The organism is Pseudomonas sp. LB1P83, from assembly GCF_054897885.1.
In genome coordinates, this window is the sequence record NZ_CM142709.1 from 5729861 (window position 1) to 5748010 (window position 18150).

At 60.7% G+C, this 18150-nt stretch carries 12 protein-coding genes; 10 read left to right on the plus strand and 2 right to left on the minus strand.

Annotated elements, in window-relative coordinates; all coding sequences use genetic code 11:
* Positions 1-23: 23 nt before the first annotated feature.
* Positions 24-1973: a BCCT family transporter gene (locus ACYZTY_RS26345; RefSeq protein WP_461959401.1), complete on the minus strand. Its 1950-nt coding sequence runs from the start codon at positions 1971-1973 to the stop codon at positions 24-26.
* A gap of 379 nt (positions 1974-2352) precedes the next feature.
* On the opposite strand from ACYZTY_RS26345, the gene betI reads away from it, so the two are divergent.
* The 9 genes from betI (at position 2353) to yccS (ending at position 16513) form a co-directional block, all read left to right on the plus strand.
* The gene (betI, locus tag ACYZTY_RS26350) at positions 2353-2946 is read left to right on the plus strand and encodes a transcriptional regulator BetI (RefSeq protein ID WP_461956068.1); all 594 of its coding nucleotides are present in this window, start codon (positions 2353-2355) and stop codon (positions 2944-2946) included.
* Positions 2947-3054: 108 nt separating this feature from the next.
* Entirely contained in the window at positions 3055-4527 is a 1473-nt protein-coding gene (gene betB, locus ACYZTY_RS26355) for a betaine-aldehyde dehydrogenase (protein WP_461956069.1), read from the plus strand.
* Between the two features lie 130 nt (positions 4528-4657).
* Positions 4658-6361 carry a choline dehydrogenase gene (gene betA, locus ACYZTY_RS26360; RefSeq protein ID WP_461956070.1) on the plus strand — a complete coding sequence of 568 codons (1704 nt, stop codon included), beginning with the start codon at positions 4658-4660 and terminating at the stop codon, positions 6359-6361.
* A 257-nt stretch (positions 6362-6618) separates the two neighbouring features.
* A complete protein-coding gene (locus tag ACYZTY_RS26365; protein WP_461956071.1) occupies positions 6619-8061 on the plus strand; it encodes a TldD/PmbA family protein in 1443 nt (480 codons plus the stop codon).
* Complete coding sequence (locus tag ACYZTY_RS26370; RefSeq protein ID WP_461956072.1) at positions 8061-9398, plus strand: TldD/PmbA family protein; 1338 nt, start codon at positions 8061-8063, stop codon at positions 9396-9398. Before ACYZTY_RS26365 ends, ACYZTY_RS26370 begins: the two co-directional genes overlap by 1 nt.
* A gap of 137 nt (positions 9399-9535) precedes the next feature.
* Positions 9536-10963 (plus strand): multidrug transporter subunit MdtD, encoded by a 1428-nt coding sequence (mdtD, locus tag ACYZTY_RS26375; protein ID WP_461956073.1) that lies wholly within the window; start codon positions 9536-9538, stop codon positions 10961-10963.
* 239 nt (positions 10964-11202) lie between these two features.
* Entirely contained in the window at positions 11203-12540 is a 1338-nt protein-coding gene (gene dbpA, locus ACYZTY_RS26380; protein WP_461959402.1) for an ATP-dependent RNA helicase DbpA, read from the plus strand.
* A gap of 161 nt (positions 12541-12701) precedes the next feature.
* Positions 12702-13880, plus strand: coding sequence for a BaiN/RdsA family NAD(P)/FAD-dependent oxidoreductase (locus ACYZTY_RS26385; protein ID WP_461956074.1), 1179 nt, complete (start codon positions 12702-12704; stop codon positions 13878-13880).
* 449 nt (positions 13881-14329) lie between these two features.
* Positions 14330-16513: a YccS family putative transporter gene (gene yccS / locus ACYZTY_RS26390; RefSeq protein WP_461956075.1), complete on the plus strand. Its 2184-nt coding sequence runs from the start codon at positions 14330-14332 to the stop codon at positions 16511-16513.
* 123 nt (positions 16514-16636) lie between these two features.
* Here yccS and ACYZTY_RS26395 read toward each other — a convergent pair whose 3' ends face one another.
* A complete protein-coding gene (locus tag ACYZTY_RS26395; protein ID WP_461956076.1) occupies positions 16637-17374 on the minus strand; it encodes a substrate-binding periplasmic protein in 738 nt (245 codons plus the stop codon).
* A gap of 257 nt (positions 17375-17631) precedes the next feature.
* On the opposite strand from ACYZTY_RS26395, the gene ACYZTY_RS26400 reads away from it, so the two are divergent.
* On the plus strand, positions 17632-18084 hold the full coding sequence (locus tag ACYZTY_RS26400) for a GNAT family N-acetyltransferase (RefSeq protein WP_461956077.1): 453 nt from the start codon (positions 17632-17634) through the stop codon (positions 18082-18084).
* Positions 18085-18150 lie beyond the last annotated feature (66 nt).

Genomic DNA, 18150 nt, shown 5'->3' on the forward strand with positions numbered 1-18150 from the left:
GAAACACCGCATCAATTCACAACTTAGCTATAAACCCGGCCAAGGAGCTGCCGATGGCTTTCAAACTGATCGAGCACATCACGGGTGATCTGATCCTGAGTGAAGCCCATCAAGTCGTAATCCTGGCTGCCGTTGTGCAGGTACACCTCGGCGCGGTAGTAACGTGCACGCGGTTCATCAGCGCTTTCAGCCGAGACCGTGTCGCTCGCCGCCGCCAGATAGCCATCCAGGCTCACTTCGTAGACAAAAGGGTTGCCCTCTTCCATCTCGATCCGCACGCCCATGCAACGCTTGGACTTGCCCAGCAACGTTTGCACGTCCAGACCCTGACCACGCAATTGCACCGCCGCATCTTCCAGCGCCGGGCTGACTTGCTTGTCCATGAAACGCTGAACGATCGACTGGTTCGGTTGCAGGTCCAGCTGCGTCAAACGCTCGCTGAAACCACGACGACCGCGCGCGGCGAGTTCCGCTTGCTCCTGTTCGATCTGCACGTCCTGGCGCATGGCCTTGTGCAAGCCGAACATGAAGAACACCAGCACCACCGAGAACGGCAGACCGGCCAGCACCACCATGGTTTGCATGGCTTCGAAGTTACCGGCGAACAGCAGGCCGATGGTCACCAGCGTGATCACCGCCGACCAGAAGATCCGCAGCCAATGCGGCGCATCTTCGTCGACATTGCCGCCCTTGCAGGAAAGGTTGGCCATCATCACCGCGCCGGAATCCGCCGGGGTCAGGAACAGCACGAAACCGACGAAGATCGATACGCCGATCACAATCTTCGACGCCGGGTAATGCTCAAGCAATTGATAAATCGCCATCGACGGCTGTTCGAGCGCCGTCTTCCCGAGCTCCACCGCCCCATGGTTCATCACCAGGTCCAGGGCCGAGTTACCGAAGATCGACAGCCACGCCAGGGTGAAACCCAGCGGAATCAGCAGCACGCCGGCCACCAGTTCACGCACCGTGCGGCCACGGGAAATACGCGCGATGAACATGCCCACGAATGGGGCCCAGGAAATCCACCACGCCCAGTAGAACAGGGTCCACAGGCCCATCCAACGCTCACTCTTCTCGCCACTGCCTTCGTACACATAGAGGTCGAAGGTTTTCAGCACGATACCGTTGAGGTAGTCACCGATGTTCTGCACGAAGCCGTTGAGCAGGTGCAGGGTCGGGCCGAACAGCAGCACGAAAATCAGCAGGCCACTGAACAGCACGATGTTCAGGTTGGACAGACGGCGAATGCCGTTTTCCACCCCGGACACGGCGGCGATGGTCGCCACGGTGCTCATCACGATGATCACGATCAGCAGGTTGGTGTTGTTGTGCTCCATGCCGAACAGGTTTTCAAGGCCCGAGGACACTTGCAGCGAACCAATCCCCAGGTTCGTCACCAGACCCAGCAGGGTCACGAACATGCCGAAGCCGTCCACCGCGTGACCGGCCGCGCCTTTGACCCAACGCTCGCCGACCAGCGGGTACAGCGCCGAACGCAACGCCAGCGGCTGGTTATGACGGTAGGCAAAGTAAGCAACGGCCAAACCGACCAAGGCGTAGATCGCCCAGCCATGCAGGCCCCAGTGCAGGAACGTCAGCTGTACAGCCTGACGTGCGGCCATGTTGCTGGCGGCCACACCCTCCGGCGGGTTGAAATAGTGATCCAGCGGCTCGGAAGCACCGAAGTACAACAGCGAGATGCCGATACCCGACGAGAACAGCATCCCCGCCCAGGCGCCGTAGCTGAAGTCCGGGGTGTCATCCTTGCTGCCCAGCTTGAGTTTGCCGTAGGACGAAAACGCCAGGCCAACGACGAATACCAGATAGGCGGCGATCACCACCATGTAGTACCAGCCGAAGCTGCGGGACAACCAGGCCTGGGCGATGCCGAGCAATCTGCCGGCCTCTTGCGGGGCGATGATCAGAATGGCGGTCAACAACAGGATCAGCGCGGTAGAGGTGTAGAACACCCAACCGTTGACCGTCACCTTCTCGGGTGGGGTCTTTATAAGAGAGGCAGAACTCATGGCACAGATGCTCCAGGCAGTGCGAGAGAAGAACACAAGGCAACGCGGTACCCGACTAATCGGTTAGTTGGCAGCCGACCGACGGGTGATATAAAGACACCCCGAAAAAAGCCCGAAGCCCGGGAGCGCCATTGCGCGTGGGTTTCGAGCGATTTCGGATGTCGTTTTTCCGCCCACTACACGTAGGAAAAACCTGTAGGCAGCGACGATTTGTCGCAGATCTTATTCTTTGTTGATTGAACGTTCAATCAAAACAAAATAGACTGGCCCTCAATCCGATAGACGTTTGACGCCCATCGGAAGGCCTAAGGAGATGTGCAAGATGCCCAAGGTCGGTATGCAACCCATCCGCCGCCAGCAATTGATCGAAGCCACATTGCAGGCCGTCGATCAGGTCGGAATGGGGGACGCCAGCATTGCGCTGATCGCCCGTTTGGCCGGTGTCTCGAATGGCATCATCAGTCACTATTTTCAGGACAAGAACGGCCTGATTGCTGCCACGGCGCAGTACCTGATGAGTGTCCTCAGCGAGAACGTCACCGCGCGCCGTCAGGCGCTGACAGATGACAGCCCGCGGGCGCATCTGCAGGTGATCATCGAAGGCAACTTCGACGCCAGCCAGGTCAATGGCCCGGCAATGAAAACCTGGCTGGCCTTCTGGGCCACCAGCATGCACCACCCGTCTTTGCACAGGTTGCAGCGGATCAACGATCACCGCCTGTATTCCAACCTGTGCTGCCAGTTCCGCCGTGTATTGCCGCTCGATGACGCGCGCAGTGCAGCCCGGGGCCTGGCAGCCCTCATTGACGGTTTGTGGTTGCGCGGCGCGCTGTCGGGAGATGCTTTCGACACCGGGCAGGCGCACCAGATCGCTTACGAATACATGGATTTTCAACTGGCCAAGCAGGTGAGTTAGAGCACACATAACCGCTCAACCCCTGAACCGTCACTGATCAGCGTTGCCCAAAGCTATAGGGCACGCCCGGTGGCCAACGCCAACCACTTATGCACTTGCGAGGACTTTATGGCCCGTTTCGAACTGCAAAAACTCTACATCGATGGCGGCTACAGCGACGCCAGCAGCGACGCCACTTTCGAAGCCATCAACCCGGCTAACGGTGAAGTCCTCGCAAAAGTACAACGTGCGACCAAAGAAGACGTTGAGCGCGCCGTTGTCAGCGCCGAAAAAGGCCAGAAGATCTGGGCCGCGATGACTGCCATGGAGCGTTCGCGCATCCTGCGTCGTGCCGTGGACATCCTGCGCGAGCGCAACGATGAACTGGCCGCCCTGGAAACCCTGGACACCGGCAAGTCGTTCTCCGAAACCAAGTATGTCGACATCGTGACCGGTGCTGACGTGCTGGAATACTACGCAGGCTTGGTTCCGGCCATCGAAGGCGAGCAGATCCCGCTGCGCACCACGTCGTTCGTCTACACCCGTCGCGAGCCACTGGGCGTTGTGGCCGGTATCGGCGCGTGGAACTACCCGATCCAGATCGCCCTGTGGAAATCCGCCCCTGCCCTGGCAGCCGGTAACGCGATGATCTTCAAGCCAAGCGAAGTCACTTCCCTGACCACGCTGAAACTGGCCGAGATCTACACCGAAGCAGGCCTGCCAGCAGGCGTGTTCAACGTGCTGACCGGCAGCGGCCGTGAAGTCGGTACCTGGCTAACCGAGCACCCACGCATCGAAAAAATCTCCTTCACCGGCGGCACCGACACCGGCAAGAAGGTCATGGCCAGCGCTTCCGCGTCTTCGCTGAAAGACGTGACCATGGAACTGGGCGGCAAATCTCCACTGATCATCTTTGACGACGCCGATCTCGATCGCGCCGCCGACACCGCGATGATGGCCAACTTCTACAGCTCCGGTCAGGTCTGCACCAACGGCACTCGCGTGTTCGTACCGACTCACCTGAAAGCTGCTTTCGAAGCCAAGATCGCTGAGCGCGTTGCGCGCATCCGCATCGGCAACCCGGAAGACGAAAACACCAATTTCGGCCCGCTGGTCAGCTTCGCCCACATGGAAAGCGTGCTGGGTTACATCGCCAAAGGTAAGGAAGAAGGCGCTCGCGTTCTGTGCGGCGGCTCCCGTCTGACCGAAGGCGAATTCGCCAAAGGCGCATTCGTGGCACCGACCGTGTTCACCGACTGCACCGACGAGATGACCATCGTTCGCGAAGAAATCTTCGGCCCGGTGATGGCGATCCTGACTTACGACACCGAAGAAGAAGTGATCCGTCGTGCCAACGACACCGACTTCGGCCTGGCCGCTGGCGTCGTCACCAAGGACCTGAACCGCGCTCACCGCGTGATTCATCAACTGGAAGCCGGTATCTGCTGGATCAACGCCTGGGGCGAGTCCGACGCCAAGATGCCGGTCGGTGGCTACAAGCAGTCGGGCGTGGGCCGTGAGAACGGGATCAGCTCTCTCAACAACTTCACGCGCATTAAGTCCGTGCAAGTCGAACTGGGTGAGTACGTTTCGGTTTTTTGATTAGCTGATCCAGCTACAAGCGGCAAGCTTCAAGCTGCAAGTAAAAGCAGTTTGGTTTGCCGCTCCATCTCAGCACCGCTCGCTGCTCTCTTGCAGCTTGAAGCTTGCCGCTTGAAACTCCGGAGGGCCTATGTCCCAAGAATTCGATTACATCATCATCGGTGCCGGCTCGGCCGGTAACACCCTGGCGACCCGTCTGACTGAAGACGAAGGCGTCACCGTCCTGCTGCTCGAAGCAGGCGGCCCGGACTACCGTTTGGATTTCCGCACGCAAATGCCAGCGGCATTGGCGTTCCCGCTGCAAGGTCGTCGCTACAACTGGGCCTACGAAACCGATCCAGAGCCACACATGGACGGTCGCAGGATGGAGTGCGGTCGCGGCAAGGGCCTCGGCGGTTCTTCGCTGATCAACGGCATGTGCTACATCCGCGGCAACGCGATGGACTACGACAACTGGGCCAAATTGCCAGGTCTGGAAGACTGGGATTACCTGAACTGCCTGCCGTATTTCCGCAAGGCCGAAACCCGCGACATCGGCCCTAACGACTACCACGGTGGCGACGGTCCGGTCAGCGTGACCACCCCGAAAGCGGGCAACAACCCGCTGTTCCACGCGATGGTTGAAGCAGGCGTGCAAGCCGGTTACCCGCGCACCGAAGACTTGAACGGTTACCAGCAAGAAGGCTTCGGCCCGATGGACCGTACCGTGACGCCGAACGGCCGTCGCGCCAGCACCGCTCGCGGTTACCTGGACGTCGCCAAGAAGCGCTCGACCCTGACCATCGTCACCCACGCCCTGACCGACAAGATCCTGTTCGAAGGCAAGCGTGCCGTAGGCGTGCGTTACTTGATCGGCGCCGCTGAAGAGCGCGTTGAAGCCCGCGCCCGCAAAGAAGTGCTGCTGTGCTCCGGCGCCATCGCGTCGCCGCAGATTCTGCAACGCTCCGGTGTCGGCCCGGCCGAACTGCTGAACAAACTCGACATCCCGGTGGTCCATGACCTGCCAGGCGTCGGCGAAAACCTGCAGGATCACCTCGAGTTGTACCTGCAGTACGCCTGCACCCAACCGGTCTCGCTGTACCCGTCGCTGCTCTGGTACAACCAGCCAGCCATCGGTGCCGAGTGGCTGTTCAACGGCACCGGCATCGGCGCCAGCAACCAGTTCGAAGCCGGCGGTTTTATCCGTACCCGCGAAGAATTCGACTGGCCGAACATTCAGTACCACTTCCTGCCCGTTGCGATTAACTACAACGGCAGCAATGGTGTGAAAGAGCACGGTTTCCAGGCGCACATGGGTTCCATGCGCTCGCCAAGCCGCGGTCGCATCCAGGCCAAGTCCAAGGATCCGCGCGAGTACCCGAGCATCCTGTTCAACTACATGGCCACCGAGCAGGACTGGCAGGAATTTCGCGATGGCATCCGCCTGACCCGTGAAATCATGCAGCAGCCGGCACTGGACGCTTTCCGTGGCCGAGAAATCAGCCCGGGCATCGACGTGCAAACCGATGAGCAGCTCGACAAGTTCATCCGCGAGCACGCCGAAACCGCGTTCCACCCGTCCTGCTCGTGCAAGATGGGCACCGACGAAATGGCCGTGGTCGATGGCGAAGGTCGTGTGCATGGCATGCAAGCCTTGCGTGTGGTCGATGCCTCGATCATGCCGATCATCACCACCGGCAACCTGAACGCGCCAACGATCATGATCGCCGAGAAAATCGCGGACAAGATTCGTGGTCGGCAGCCGTTGCCGCGTAGCAAGGCTGATTACTACGTGGCCGGCGATGCGCCAGTGCGTGGCAAGCCGATGCGTGATGTGAGCCTTACTGCTCAGTAATACCGTTACACCGCGTCGCGGCCTTCGCGGGCAAGCCTCGCTCCTACAGGAATCGCATTCTCCTGTAGGAGCGAGGCTTGCCCGCGAAGGGGCCTGACCAAACAAAACATATATGCCTGACACACCCCGGTAATCCCCTCCTACACCGCTCCGCCCTTGATCCTACCCCCGCCCCGGCCTAATCTAGCGCCACGCAAACGTTTCACCCCCCTTCGCAACGCCGCTACACCGCCACTCCATACCAAGGAGGTTCCCGAATGTTCGATTTCCACCCCCAGCTCAAGCAGCGCTTCGCTGCCTTGCGCACGGGCGCTGAATTCTTTTCGCTGCGTTATGTGCGCGAGTCCGGCCAGTACCTGTCAGTGCGCAAGAACGTCGCCGAACCTCCAAGCCTGAGCCGTGACGAAGGCGCGATGCTGACCGTTCGCGTCAACGGCGTCGAAGCCTACGCCGCGACCAACGACCTGTCGCAACAAGGCCTGCAAGCCGCGCTGGAAAAGGCCGAGCAGCAAGCCCGCCGACTCAAGCCCCACGCATTGCTCGACCTGAGCGCGCAGATTGTCTCCAGCGACCGCGCCGACTACTTGTCGCCGAACCTCGACCAACCCTTCCCGTCCCTGAGCGATTGCTACCAACTGCTCGGCGCCGAATCCGCGTCCGTGCCAAAGGACGAGCGGCTGGTGAACTGGCAGGTCAGCATCGGCATCACCAACGTCGAGCAAATCTACCTCAGCAGCGCTGGCGCCGAACTGCGTCAGGCCCAGCGTTTCGTCTACCCGAGCCTGGAAGTCACCGCCTATGACGGCAGCGACAGCCAGACTCGCACCCTCGGCCGCGAGAACTTCGGCCAGCAGGGTGGCTTTGATGTGATCAGTCGCTGCGGCCTGGTCGGTGCCGGGCCGAAAATCGCCGATCAGGCGCTGCAATTGCTGCTGGCACCCAACACTCCACAAGGTCAGCGCGACCTGTTGCTGATGCCCGACCAGATGATGCTGCAGATCCACGAGTCCATCGGCCATCCGCTGGAACTGGACCGCATCCTCGGCGATGAACGCAATTACGCCGGCACCAGTTTCGTCAAGGCAGAAGACTTCGGCAGCCTGCAATACGGCTCCAAACTGCTGAACGTGACCTTCGACCCGGACATCCCCGAGCAGCTCGCCAGCTACGGCCATGACGACGACGGCACCGCCGCAAGCAAGCAATTCCTGATCAAAGAAGGCCTGCTGCTGCGTCCGTTGGGCGGCGCGCTGTCGCAATTCCGAGCCGGCATGGACGGTGTCGCCAACAGCCGCGCCTGTGGCTGGAATCGCCCGCCGATAGACCGCATGGCCAACTTGAATATCGAGCCCGGCGATCAGCCGCTGGAACAACTGATCGGCAACATCGAACACGGCATCATGATGTCGACCAACCGCTCGTGGTCCATCGACGATGCGCGCAACAAATTCCAGTTCGGTTGTGAATGGGCTCAGTTGATCGAAAACGGCGAACTCAAAGGTGTGGTGAAAAACCCGAACTACCGGGCGATTTCCGCGCACTTCTGGAAAAGCCTCAGCGCCGTCGGCGACGCCAGCACCTTCAAGGTGTTGGGCACGCCGAACTGCGGCAAGGGCGAACCGAATCAGGTGATTCGCGTCGGCCACGCCTCACCGGCCTGCGTGTTCAGCAATGTGGATGTATTTGGGGGAGACGCCTGATGAGTACGTCGAACAATCAGGCCGAGTCGTTCAAGGCTTTGGTCAACTGGCTGCGCGATGCGATTCGCGAGCCGGAACAGTTCACCCTCAGCTACGCCGCCGAGTCCTCGGCCTTCGTGCGTTTCAACCACGCCAAGGTGCGCCAGGCCGGTCAGGTTCAGCAAGCGAGCGTCGGTTTCAAACTGATCAACGATGGCCGGCACGCCGACCTCGACATCACGCTGGCCGGCGATGCAGAAGTCGACGTTCAGCGGCTTGCCGAAGGTCTGCAACAGCTGCGCGAAACCTTGCCTTTGCTGCCGCAGGACCCGTACCTGCTGCTCAACCACAATGGCTGGCAGAGCAAGAACGTGCAGGAACATCCGCTGCCGGACACCGAGCAAGTGGTCGCTGAAATCACCCAGGCGGCCGAAGGGCTGGATCTGGTGGGCTTCTATGCAGCCGGGCCGATCAGTCGCGGTTTCGCCAGTTCTTCGGGCGCGTTCGGATGGCATCAGGCCAACAGCTTCAATTTCGATTTCAGCCTGTTTCACGACAATGGCCAAGCGGTGAAGGCCAGCTACGCCGGGCACGACTGGAACAGCGAAGGGTTTGCCAAGCGTTTTGCGCAGGCCCGCGAGCAGTTGGCGTTCCTGGGCAGGCCGCAACGCACCCTGGCGCCGGGTCAGTATCGCGCCTACCTGGCGCCGGCGGCCTTGGGAGAAATCATGGACATGCTCGGCTGGGGCGGTTTCTCGGCACAGTCGATTGCCAGCAAAAACAGTCCGCTGCAGAAGCTTTACGCGGGCGACAGTGCGTTCAGTCCGTTGGTATCGGTCGATGAAAAGGTCAGCGGATCCTTGAGCCCGGCGTTTTCCGGTGAAGGGTATCCGCGCAGCGATCTTGGCTTGATCGTCGAGGGCAAGGCTGGCGCGCAGATGGTCAGCTCACGCAGTGCCGCCGAGTACGGCCTGACCGCCAACGGCGCCGGCGGCGGTGAAATGCCGAGCGCAGTGAACATGGCTGCCGGTACGTTGCCTGACGCAGAGATCCTCAAGCAACTGGGCACCGGTTTATACATCAGCAACCTCTGGTACCTGAACTACTCGGACCAGCCGGCGGCGCGCCTGACAGGCATGACCCGGTTTGCAACCTTCTGGGTCGAGAACGGCGAGATTCAGGCACCGGTGAGCACGATGCGCTTTGATGACAGTGCTTACAGCTTGCTGGGTTCACAGCTGGAAGCGTTAACCGAAGAGCGCGAGCTGATGTTGTCGGCCAGCACGTACAGTCAGCGGGCAACGGCGTCGGCGTTACTGCCGGGGGCGCTTGTCAGCAAGCTGACCTTGACCTTGTAAAAGCTTCGCGGGCAAGCCTCGCTCCTACGGATCGGGGGTTGCCAAAGGTTTCTCAGCCGATGTTGAACCTGTAGGAGCGAGGCTTGCCCGCGAAGAAGTCACCACGGATTTCCTGACCCACACTGACAAGAGGTCCCATGCCCAACCGCCTGCCTCTCGACGCTGTCACCGCCCGCTGGGTGCCGTGGGTCGTCGCCATCGCTTTCTTCATGCAATCCCTCGACGGGACCATCCTCAACACCGCCCTGCCCGCCATGGCCCGGGACTTGGCCGAAGATCCGCTGCGCATGCAGGGCGTGATCATCGCCTACATGCTCACCGTCGCGTTGCTGATCCCCGCTTCCGGCTGGATCGCCGACCGTTTCGGCACCAAGAAAATCTTCTTCGGCGCCATTCTGCTGTTCAGCCTCGGCTCATTGCTCTGCGCGTTGTCGAGCACCCTGAGCATGCTGATCGGCGCGCGGGTGATCCAAGGCCTGGGCGGTGCGCTGATGCTGCCGGTCGGGCGGTTGGTGGTGCTGCGCGCCTATCCACGCTCGGAACTGGTGCGGATCATGGGTTTCATCACCATTCCCGGTCTGCTCGGCCCGTTGATCGGCCCGACCATGGGCGGCTGGATGGTCGAATACCTGACCTGGCACTGGATCTTCCTGATCAACCTGCCGGTGGGCGCCGTCGGTTGCTACGCCGTGTGGAGGTTCATCCCCGACCTGCGCGGCAGCGAACGCACGCGTTTCGACAGCCTCGGCTTCTTGCTGTTTGGCGCGGCGATGGTACTGATCACCATCGCCATGGAAGGCCTCGGCGAACTGCACCTGCCGCACTTGCGCGTGATGTTGCTGCTGTTCGGTGGCATGGCGTGTCTGGCGGCGTATTGGTTGCGAGCCGGGCATATCGATAATCCGCTGTTCGCGCCTTCGCTGTTCAAGACCCGAACGTTTGCCGTGGGCATCCTGGGCAACCTGTTCGCCCGCCTGGGCAGCGGCGCCTTGCCGTTCCTCGTGCCGTTGCTGCTGCAAGTGGCGCTGGGTTACTCGCCGTCCCAGGCCGGGATGAGCATGTTGCCGCTGGCGGCTGCGGCGATGGTCGCCAAGTCGGTGGCACGACCGCTAATCGAGCGCTTGGGTTATCGCATCGTGCTCACCGGCAACACCCTGGCGCTGGGGCTGATGCTCGCGAGCATGGGCCTGGTCAGTGAACAGACGCCGTACTGGCTGCTGCTGGGGATGCTGGCGATTCTCGGCGCGATCAACTCCTTGCAGTTCACCGCAATGAACACCGTGCCCCTGATCGACCTCGACGACGCCAGCGCCAGCAGCGGCAACAGCCTGCTGTCGGTGGTCGCGCAATTGTCCCTGAGCCTCGGCGTTGCCTGTGCCGGAGCCTTGCTTGGCGGCTTTACCGCAGAGATCGGCAATGACGGTGTGGATACGGTGCTGGGCGCGTTCCAGCTGACATTTGTAACGGTCGGAATCATGGCGATGCTGGCCGCGACGATCTTCTCGCAGCTCTCACCAAAGGATGGCCGACGGACGGTCAGCCGCGAGCACGATATCGAGCACTGACTTGTAGCAGCTGCCGAGGCACGAGGCTGCGTTGCGTGTCCGCAGGACCGCCCGGGGTCCTCGGGGGCCGCTTCGCAGCCCAACGCAGCCTCGTGCCTCGGCAGCTGCTACAGGGTTACTCGTCCAGAAGTTGCAGGTGGAGAGCGCGGGACTGATACACTGCGCGACATTTTGTTTTGCAGGCCAGTCCCGTGACCACCATCGCCACCGCTTTTAATACTTTGCCGCTGTCCGCCGCCATGCTGGCTAACCTCGACTCCCTCGGTTATGCCCAGATGACGCCGATCCAGGCGCAAAGCTTGCCGGTGATCCTCAAGGGGATGGACCTGATCGCCCAGGCCAAGACCGGCAGCGGCAAGACCGCCGCCTTCGGTATCGGCCTGTTGAACCCGATCAATCCGCGCTTCTTCGGTTGCCAGGCGCTGGTCATTTGCCCGACGCGTGAGTTGGCTGACCAGGTCGCGAAGGAACTCCGTCGTCTGGCCCGCGCCGCAGACAACATCAAGATCCTGACCCTGTGCGGCGGCGTGTCCTTCGGCCCACAGATCGGCTCGCTGGAACACGGCGCGCACATCATCGTCGGCACCCCGGGCCGCCTTCAGCAGCATTTGCGCAAAGGTTCGCTGGTGCTCCATGGCCTGAACACGCTGATCCTCGACGAAGCCGACCGCATGCTCGACATGGGTTTCTACGATTCCATCGAAGAAATCATCGCCCAGTGCCCGGAGCGTCGCCAGACCCTGCTGTTCTCCGCCACGTACCCGACGGGCATCAAGCAGTTGGCCGCGAAGTTCATGCGCAACCCTCAGATCGTGAAGGCCGAGGCGTTCCATGACGACACGCAGATCGAGCAGCGTTTCTACGAAATTTCCCCGGAAGAGCGCATGGACGCGGTGGTCAAAGTCCTCGCGCATCATCGTCCGGCATCCTGCGTCGCCTTCTGCTTCACCAAGCAGCAGGTTCAGGAAACCGTCGATCACCTGACCGCCAAAGGCATCTCCGCCGTCGGCCTGCATGGCGATCTGGAACAGCGTGACCGTGACCAGGTGCTGGCCATGTTCGCCAACCGCAGTACTTCGGTACTGGTTGCCACCGACGTCGCCGCGCGCGGTCTGGACATTGATGCACTGGACATGGTGATCAACGTCGAGCTGGCCCGTGATTCGGAAATCCACATTCACCGTGTCGGCCGTACCGGTCGTGCGGGCGAGAAAGGCATCGCGATCAGCCTCGTTGCGCCGTCCGAAGCGCACCGCGCCCAGGCTATCGAGCTACTGCAGAATTCGCCGTTGAGCTGGGATCAGCTGGACAACCTCAAATCCCAGGGCGGCGGTCCTCTGCTGCCGTTGATGAGCACACTGGTCATCGGCGCAGGCCGTAAAGACAAGGTGCGTCCGGGCGACATCCTCGGCGCACTGACGGGCGATGCCGGCATTCCGGGCGCGCAGGTCGGCAAGATCGCGATTTTCGATTTCCAGGCGTATGTGGCCGTGGAACGAGGGATCGCCAAGCAAGCCTTGCAGCGCCTGAACGACGGCAAGATCAAAGGCCGCTCGCTGCGCGTTCGCATCCTGTAAAAACACCACCGCCCCCTGTAGGAGCGAGGCTTGCCCGCGAAGAACGAAAATTCGGTGCATCTGAGTCACCGCGTTATCGTTCTTCGCGGGCAAGTCGGATCGCCGCACCGCTCGCTCCTACAGGATCCGGGTTAGCTCTAGATCTGTGTGAGGACACCGTTTTGCGCTCTACCGAAGTCGTGATCATTGGCGCTGGCGCCGCAGGGTTGATGTGTGCGCTGACTGCCGCCGGGCGTGGGCGCAAAGTGATGTTGCTCGACCATGCGAACAAGGCCGGCAAGAAAATCCTGATGTCGGGCGGTGGCCGCTGCAACTTCACCAACATGTACACCGAACCCGGCAACTTCCTCTCGCAGAACGAACACTTCTGCAAATCCGCACTGGCGCGCTACACCCAGTGGGATTTCATCGGCATGGTCGCCAAGCACGGCGTGCCGTACCACGAGAAGAAACTCGGCCAGTTGTTCTGCGATAACAAATCCAGCGACATCCTTGAGATGCTGCTCAATGAGTGCGATCAGGTTGGCGTGAGCCTGCACCTGGACACCTCGATCCAGACCATCGAGAAGCTCGAAAGCGGTTATCTGCTGGACACCACGCTCGGTCAACTGACCTGTGAATCCTTGGTGATCGCCACGGGCGGCCTGTCGATCCCGACCCTGGGCGCCACCGGTTTCGGTTATCAGGTCGCCAAGCAATTCGGCCATGACTTGCTGCCGACCCGCGCCGGCCTGGTGCCGTTCACCATCACCGATCAGCTCAAGGAGCTTTGCACCGAGCTGTCCGGCACGTCGGTGGACTGTCTGGTGAGCTGCAACGACCAGAGCTTTCGCGAGAACATCCTGTTCACCCATCGCGGCCTCAGCGGGCCGGCGATTTTGCAGATTTCCTCGTTCTGGGAATCCGGCGACACGGTTGAGATCAACCTGATGCCGGACCACGACGTGCCGACCTGGCTGCAACAGCAGCAAGCCGAGCGTCCGAACAGCGAGTTGAAAACCCTGCTCGGTGAAATTTTCACCAAGAAGATGGCCAGCCTGCTGGCGGACAACTGGTTCGTCTCCAAACCGATGAAGCAGTACACCCACGCGGAAATCGCCGACATCGCCGAAAAACTGGCGAGCTGGAAAGTGGTTCCTGCCGGCACCGAAGGCTACCGCACCGCCGAAGTGACGCTGGGTGGCGTGGATACCAACGAGGTGTCGTCCAAGACCATGGAATCGCTGAAAAGCCCCGGCTTGTACTTCATCGGCGAAGTGCTCGACGTGACCGGACATTTGGGCGGCTTTAACTTCCAGTGGGCCTGGGCCTCCGGCTACGCCGCCGCGCAATTCGTCTGATATACCTCGTCATCGTTCTTCGCGGGCAAGTCGGATCGCCGCACCGCTCGCTCCTACAGGTCATACGCCAATTTTGAAATGACGCAAAACTTGTAGGAGCGAGCGGTGCGGCGATCCGGCTTGCCCGCGAAGGCGTCCTAACAGGCAACATCGATGTTGCATGTGTCGGCCTCATCGCGAGCAAGCTCGCTCCCACAGGTTTTTTGACTGGCCCCAAAAATAGTGATTGGCACACTTCCAGTGTAGGAGTGAGCCTGCTCGCGATAGCGGCCTGACAGGCAACATCAATGTTGAATGTGCTGGCCCCTTCGCGAGCAAGCCCGCTCCCACATGGGTGATGTGTTGATCTTTAAGGAACAGATTTTGCTGTCAGATGTGATCGGCGCCATTGCGTCGGCGTCATTACTGGCTCAATTTAGCGGCATTGCCTCGGAAGGCCTTCGCACTTCATGTCATCGACCTCATTTCGTCAGTCTCTGCGCCGTCTCTGGGCGCTGGATAAATTCAGCTACAGCGTGCGGGTGTTCATCGCCCTGACCGGCAGCATGGCCGTCTGTTGGTATCAGGATGAAATGGGGCTGCTGATCCCGTTGTTCCTGGGGATTATCGCCAGCGCCCTGGCCGAGACCGACGACAGTTGGCAGGGTCGCCTCAACGCGCTGGCCGTGACGCTGGTGTGTTTTCTGGTCGCCGCGCTATCGGTCGAACTGCTGTTCCCTTATCCCGTCTTTTTCATCATCGCCTTCGCCCTGGCCGCTTTCTGCCTGACCATGCTCGGCGCATTGGGCGAACGCTATGGCGCGATAGCCTCGGCGACGTTGATCCTGTCGGTCTACACCATGATCGGCGTGGACCAGCGCGGTGGTGCGGTCACTGACTTCTGGCACGAACCGGTGCTGCTGGTGGCGGGAGCGACCTGGTACGGTTTGCTCTCGGTGCTGTGGCAGGCGATGTTTTCCAACCAGCCGGTGCAGCAGAGCCTGGCGCGGTTGTTCCGTGAATTGGGTTTTTACCTGAAACTCAAAGCGTCGCTGTTCGAACCGATCCGGCAGATGGACGTCGAAGCGCGCCGACTGGAACTGGCCCAGCAAAATGGTCGGGTGGTGGCGGCACTCAACGCCGCCAAGGAAATCATCCTGCACCGGGTCGGCAACGGTCGACCGGGCTCGAAAGTCAGCCGTTACCTCAAGCTGTATTTCCTCGCTCAAGACATCCACGAGCGCGCCAGCTCTTCGCACTACCCTTACAACGCGCTGGCCGAGGCGTTTTTCCACAGCGACGTGCTGTTCCGCTGTCAGCGCCTGCTGCGTCAACAAGGCAAAGCCTGCCGGGCGCTGGCCGAGTCGATCCAGATGCGTCAGCCGTTCATCTATGACGCCAGCTTCGCCGAAGCGTTGAACGACCTGCACGCCTCCATCGAACACCTGCGCACCCAGAGCAACCCGGCCTGGCGCGGCTTGCTGCGTTCTTTGCGGGCACTGGCGGCCAACCTCGGCACCCTCGACCGCTTGCTCAGCGACGCCAGCAACCCCGATGCCCTGGCCGACGCCACCGACAGCAGCCTGCTCGACCGCTCGCCACGCAGCCTCAAGGATGTGTGGATTCGCCTGCGCACGCAGCTGACGCCGACGTCGCTGCTGTTCCGTCATGCACTGCGTCTGCCCCTGGCGCTGAGCATCGGCTACGGCATGGTGCATTTGATTCACCCGTCGCAGGGTTACTGGATCATCCTCACCACCCTGTTTGTCTGCCAGCCGAACTACGGCGCCACGCGCCGCAAACTGGGGCAGAGGATCATCGGCACCGCAATTGGCCTGACGGTGGCCTGGGCACTGTTCGACCTGTTCCCCAATCCGCTGGTCCAGTCGTGCTTCGCGATCGCCGCCGGGGTGGTGTTCTTTATCAACCGCACCACCCGCTACACCTTGGCCACCGCCGCGATCACCCTGATGGTGCTGTTCTGCTTCAATCAGGTCGGGGATGGTTACGGGCTGTTCCTGCCGCGACTGTTCGATACCTTGCTCGGCAGCCTGATCGCCGGGCTCGCGGTGTTCCTGTTCCTGCCGGACTGGCAGGGCCGACGCCTGAACAAAGTGCTGGCGAACACCCTGACCTGCAACAGCATTTACCTGCGCCAGATCATGCAGCAATACGCCGCCGGCAAAAGCGACGACCTGGCGTATCGCCTGGCCCGACGCAACGCGCACAACGCTGACGCGGCACTGTCGACGACGCTGGCCAACATGCTCATGGAACCGGGGCATTTCCGTAAGGAAGCGGATGTCGGGTTTCGCTTCCTGGTGCTGTCGCACACGCTGCTCAGCTACTTGTCGGGATTGGGTGCGCACCGTGAAACCCAACTACCGCCGGATGTGCGCGAGCACTTGATCGACGGCGCGGGCGTGAGCCTGGCGGCCAGCATCGATGAAATAGCCCAAGGCTTGGCGAGCAAACAGCCGATTGCGATTCAGAGCGATGAGGAAGAGGCGCTGGCCAATACGCTTGAGCAGATGCCGGATGAGATCGATGAAGGGCAGCGGTTGGTGCAGACGCAGTTGGCGTTGATTTGCCGGCAGTTGGGGCCGTTGCGGACGTTGGCGGCGCATCTCATCAAGGACACCAGCGAGGCCTGAGATCTGTGGTGGCTGGGCGGGCCTCTTCGCGGGCAAGCCTCGCTCCTACAGAGATCGCGTAAGTCCTGTAGGAGCGAGGCTTGCCCGCGAAGAGGCCATCAGCCTCACCACAAAAACCAATCCTCACATCCCATGCTGCTTCATCAACCGCTCATAGCTCCCATCAGCCTTCATCTCGGCAATCTCGCGATCGAAATTGGCGACGATTTGCTTGTGTTGCGGATTCTTCAGGCTAACCAAGATATGCAGGCTGTTCTCGCTCAACGCCTTGGGCAGGAACTCCACGGCATTGCGCACCTTGGATGATTCCCGAGCCAGGTAATAACGGGCGACGTATTCGTCTTCCAACGTCAACTTGACCCGGTCCGCCGCGACCATGCGCACGGCCATGGCGAAGTTATGCACAGGGACCTTTTGCAGCGACACGTCATCGTCGAAAGCCGGTGAGTAGGCATAACCACGCACCACTGCAATCGGATAAGTGTGCAGTTGCTGCAGATTGTTGAATTCGATCGGCGCGTCCTTACGCTTGAGAAAGCGCACGCGGTTGAGCAGATACTCACCAGAGAACTGGCCCAGTTTGGTCCGTTCATCGGTGTACCAGGCGTTGACCAGCACGTCGTAACGGCCTTCGCCCACCCCGAGCAACGCTCGCGCCCAAGGCACCTGTTCGAAATCACTGGCATAACCGGCCCGGGCCAGCGCGGTGCTGACGATGTCAGTGGCCAAGCCTCCGTTGACCAGCGTGGCGTCGGTAAAGGGTGGCCAGGCGTCGGCGACCAGACGCAGCTTTTCCGCTGCCGCGCTCTGTGTCAGCAACAGCAATCCAATCAAAGCAAACGCTCGATGCAATCGCGGCATGCTAGAAAATCCTTAGCGGGCGGGCTGCCCGGCGTATTTTTCTGCCAAAACTCCAAGACCCATGTACCGACACTCAGGTACTCAACATTAGCTCATTGGAGCCACTGCACAGCGCTTCATCGAAGATTACACAAAGAAGACAGCGCCGCGCGAAATGAATGGTGGCATTTTGGCCTTTGTCACAGATTTCTTCGCCATAAAGACATATTTCGCCGGGGCGCTTAGTATCGGAACGACGTTGCTCAAGGAAAGTGAAGATGACAATCGATTGGGTCTGCAAACACCACAGCGATCTTGGGAAAGAGCAGCTGTACGCCATTCTGCAGTTACGTGCACAGGTGTTCGTCGTCGAACAGAGATGCGCTTATCAGGATGTCGATGGCCAGGACCTGGAAGGTGACACTTGCCATTTAATGGCGTGGGACGGGGATCGACTGGTGGCCTATCTGCGCTTGCTCGATCCTGAGCTACAGGGCGGCGACGTGGTGATTGGGCGGGTGATTATTGCACCCGGAGCGCGTGGCACAGGGCTTGGGCATGAGTTGATGGCGCAGGCGTTGAAGCAGGCCGAGAAGCATTGGCCGCAAATGCCGATCTATCTCTCGGCCCAGGCGCATTTGCAGGGGTATTACGGGCGGTACGGGTTTGTTGTGACGGGTGAGGAATACCTTGAGGATGACATTCCGCATATCGGGATGCGTCGTACTTAAGGGCCTATTCGCGGGCAAGCCTCGCTCCTACAGGATTCGAGTGATCTGTAGGAGCGAGGCTTGCCC

Coding starts and splice junctions, on each gene's coding strand:
- betI (WP_461956068.1), top strand. CDS start 2,353: ATGCCCAAGGTCGGTATGCAACCCATCCGCCGCCAGCAATTGATCGAA.
- betB (WP_461956069.1), top strand. CDS start 3,055: ATGGCCCGTTTCGAACTGCAAAAACTCTACATCGATGGCGGCTACAGC.
- betA (WP_461956070.1), top strand. CDS start 4,658: ATGTCCCAAGAATTCGATTACATCATCATCGGTGCCGGCTCGGCCGGT.
- ACYZTY_RS26365 (WP_461956071.1), top strand. CDS start 6,619: ATGTTCGATTTCCACCCCCAGCTCAAGCAGCGCTTCGCTGCCTTGCGC.
- ACYZTY_RS26370 (WP_461956072.1), top strand. CDS start 8,061: ATGAGTACGTCGAACAATCAGGCCGAGTCGTTCAAGGCTTTGGTCAAC.
- mdtD (WP_461956073.1), top strand. CDS start 9,536: ATGCCCAACCGCCTGCCTCTCGACGCTGTCACCGCCCGCTGGGTGCCG.
- dbpA (WP_461959402.1), top strand. CDS start 11,203: ATGCTGGCTAACCTCGACTCCCTCGGTTATGCCCAGATGACGCCGATC.
- yccS (WP_461956075.1), top strand. CDS start 14,330: ATGTCATCGACCTCATTTCGTCAGTCTCTGCGCCGTCTCTGGGCGCTG.
- ACYZTY_RS26395 (WP_461956076.1), bottom strand. CDS start 17,374: ATGCCGCGATTGCATCGAGCGTTTGCTTTGATTGGATTGCTGTTGCTG.
- ACYZTY_RS26400 (WP_461956077.1), top strand. CDS start 17,632: ATGACAATCGATTGGGTCTGCAAACACCACAGCGATCTTGGGAAAGAG.